The organism is Candidatus Cloacimonadota bacterium, from assembly GCA_012516855.1.
Taxonomy (GTDB): Bacteria; Cloacimonadota; Cloacimonadia; order Cloacimonadales; family Cloacimonadaceae; genus Syntrophosphaera.
Genome location: JAAYWB010000024.1, coordinates 1 through 3645 on the forward strand (window position 1 = coordinate 1; position 3645 = coordinate 3645).

Here is a 3645-nt window from a genome sequence, read left to right on the forward strand (position 1 = left end):
GCGTTGAAGGGGGAAATCCGCACCAGGCGGTGGATGCCTATTTCGGCTTTCAGCATGCCGTAGGCGAAGCTGCCGGCAATCTCGACGCTAACGCTTTTCAGGCCGGCCTCCTCCCCGGGCAGGGAATCGATGATGGTTACGGAATAGTTGTTCTGCTCGGCCCAGCGGGTGTACATTCGCAGCAGCATCTCGGCCCAGTCCTGGGCTTCGGTGCCGCCTGCCCCGGCATGGATGGTGAGCAGGGCGTTCTCTTCATCGTATTTTTCGTTCAGGTAGCACTCGATCTCGGCTTTCTCTATGAACGACCTCTGTTCCGGCAGTTCAGACACTGCTTCGGCCAGAAGCTGGGGATTGGGGTCCTCGTCCAGCAGCGTCAGATAGGTTTCCAGGTCTCCCTTCAGGTTTTCCAGGGAACGGATGTGGGCAATGTCATCATTGGCCCGGCTGAGCTGGCGGGTTACCTTTTTGGCCTGGTTCTGGTCGTTCCAAAAATCGGGACGGTTCATCTCCTGCTGGAGGCTGGCCACCAATTCCTCTTTCTGCCCGAGGTCAAAGTAACCTCCGAATCTCGGAAATCTGGAGGATCAGAGCGTTTGCTTCCTTGCGGTAGTCTGTGTATTCCATGTATGAGTTTCCTGCTTGGGTCGAAATTGAACAAAATGTCAGGGCAGTAAATCTCGTGCGGGCGATTTTGTCAAATCATTTGTAAAATCTCAGAATTTCATTGACAAATAGGCGGCACCCCGTAAAAAAAGTCCGTTCCCAGAACAAGAGCGGATTTTTCGCATCCACAATTTATACTGAGGTGAGATTATGATTCCTATACTATGGTACATAGCCCCGATTGGGGCGGTTTCAGCGCTGATATTCGCTGCGATCTTCTTCCAGCAGGTGAAAAGGGCCAATCCCGGCAACGCCAGGATGATAGAGATCGCTTCCTATGTGCGGGAGGGCGCTTTCGCCTATCTGAAGCAGCAGTACAAAGGGGTGGCATGGTTCTTTTTGGGCGCGTTTTTGGTTTTCCTGTTCATGGCGCAGGTTTTGCACGTTCTGCACTGGCTGGTTCCCTTCGCGTTCCTCACGGGAGGTTTTTTCAGCGCCCTGGCCGGATACGTGGGCATGAACATGGCCACGCTGGCCTCCAACCGGACCGCCCAGGCCTGTTCCGAAAGCCTGAATAAAGGCCTGAAAATCGCCTTCCGGGGCGGCGCCGTGATGGGCCTCACCGTGGTGGGGCTGGCGCTTATCGACATTTCCGCCTGGTTCTTCATCCTCAACCGCATCGGCTTTCCCCTCCACACCATCACCGTCGTGATGCTCAGTTTTGGCATGGGAGCATCCACCCAGGCCCTCTTCGCCAGGCTGGGCGGAGGAATCTTCACCAAGGCCGCGGATGTGGGCGCGGACCTCGTTGGAAAAGTGGAAGCCGAAATCCCGGAAGACGATGTGCGCAACCCGGCCACCATCGCCGACAACGTTGGCGATAACGTTGGTGACGTAGCCGGAATGGGTGCCGACCTCTATGAAAGCTACGCCGGCTCCATCCTCGCCACCGCGGCTTTGGGGCTGAGCGCCGTGACCACCTTGGGATCGCAGTTCGAAGCTGTAAGGATCAATTTTGTCATCGCGCCAATGGTCCTGGCCGGGATAGGGGCGCTGCTCTCCATCCTGGGAGTTTTCATGGTGAGCACCAAGGAAAACGCCGGCACCAAAGAGCTGATGTTCGCCCTCAACAAAAGCGTTTACGGAAGTTCCGTCCTCATCGCCATAGCTTCATTTTTCGTTACCCGCGCGCTGCTGCCGGCGGATTACTGGTTCGGAGCCTTCATCTCCACGGTGATAGGCCTCGTCTGCGGAATCCTGATCGGTCTCTTCACCGAGTTTGACACATCCCACAGCTACCACCCCACCAGAAATATCGCCGCCCAGGGCAACTATGGGCCCGCCACAGTTATCCTGGAAGGAATAGCCGTGGGCATGCGCTCCACTCTGGGGCCGGTGCTCACAATCGTGGCCGGAATCCTCATGGCCTTCATCTGCAGCCACGGCTTCCAATCCATCGAAATGGGCCTCTACGGCATCGGCTTCGGCGCTGTGGGCATGCTGGCCACGCTGGGAGTGACTTTGGCCATGGACGCCTTTGGCCCCATCGCTGACAACGCCGGCGGTAATGCCCAAATGTCGCACATGCCGGAGCACGTGAGAGAAATGACCGACAACCTGGACAGTGTGGGCAACACCACCGCCGCCACGGGAAAAGGCTTTGCCATTGGCTCCGCCACCCTCACCGCCATGGCCCTGCTGGCCGCCTACCTGGAAGAGGTTAGGGCAGCGCTGATCATGGCCGGAGGCAAGGTGGAGCAGTTCATGCAAATCCACTATGCCGAGGGCCTGGTCAGGACTGCGAAGGTGGCATCCGCCACGGTGATGGATTTCATCGACTTTTACCAAATCCACGTGCTGAATCCCAAGTTTCTGCTGGGCATCTTCATCGGAGGCATGGCGGTCTTCGTTTTCGCCGCCCTCACCATCAAGGCCGTGAGCAAAGCCGCCGGCAAGATGGTGGCCGAGGTCCGGCGCCAGTTTAGAGAAATCCCCGGCATCATGGATGAAACAGCCAAGCCGGATTATGCCAGCTGCGTAACCATCGCCACCATCGGCGCTCAGCAGCAGATGTTACTGCCCGCCGTGGTTGGGGTCGTGACCCCCATCCTCACCGGCCTGATTTTTGGCGTAGCCGGGGTTTTGGGCGTTCTGGCCGGGGCTTTGGTGAGCGGTTTTGTGCTGGCCATCATGCTCAATAACTCCGGCGGGGCCTGGGACAATGCCAAGAAGTATGTGGAAACCGGTGAACACGGCGGCAAATCGTCTTCCGTGCACAAGGCAACCGTGGTGGGCGACACCGTCGGCGATCCTTTCAAAGACACTGCCGGACCCTGCATCAACATCCTCATCAAACTGATGAGCATGGTCTCCATCGTCTTTGCCGGGATGATCGTGAACTATTCCCTGCGCGTGGAAAACATCGTTCCGCCCTTCACCAAACAGGGATTGGAACTGAATATGCGCAACGAGATCGTGCCCGCTGACGCCATTTACAAACCCGCCAATCCCTGCCCGGATTGCCCTGAAAACTGCGCCGATTGCGCAAATGGGGAGCAGCCAGCCTCCAATCCGGAAGAACTGCCAACTGGCCGTTAAGGCCCTTTTTCAAATCCCTGAGGCGCCTCCCGTATGATGGCCGCATTTGATGCGGGAATCTTACGGGAGGCATAGGAGAGGGATGAAAACGGGCGTTAAGGGTGTGGCTGGCAGGGTATTGATGTGGGTAAGCTGTTATGGCTGTTTTCGGTTGACTTTCAAATCAAAAGGCCCAAACTGATGTTTTCAAGCCCGTAGGGCGGCAGAATCTCCTCAAATTCTGTCGCCTCTGCGAAGCTCCGTTGGAGTTTCTGTCCCCCATCAGGCTCAGAAACTACCTAGGTTACCCCCCCCATTTTGACAAAGGAAAAAACAGACCTTGACAAGAATAACGCAAGCGTAAAAATATGCGTGTAGGCCTTGGAATGAATAAAGGATACCATTGAGCCGGGATTGCTTCCTACCAAAGAACGCAGAAGAAGATAAATGTCGTGTGTTGAAAAA

The 3645-nt window shown here is 56.3% G+C and carries 2 protein-coding genes; one reads left to right on the top strand and one right to left on the bottom strand.

All coding sequences use genetic code 11. The features are described 5' to 3' along the window. A partial coding sequence (locus GX466_02245) for a PCRF domain-containing protein (protein NLH93029.1) occupies positions 1-527 on the bottom strand: 527 nt, incomplete at its 3' end. A 283-nt stretch (positions 528-810) separates the two neighbouring features. Between GX466_02245 and GX466_02250 the strand changes: the two genes are divergently transcribed. After that, positions 811-3201 (top strand): sodium-translocating pyrophosphatase, encoded by a 2391-nt coding sequence (locus tag GX466_02250; GenBank protein NLH93030.1) that lies wholly within the window; start codon positions 811-813, stop codon positions 3199-3201. The last annotated feature ends 444 nt before the right edge of the window (positions 3202-3645 follow it).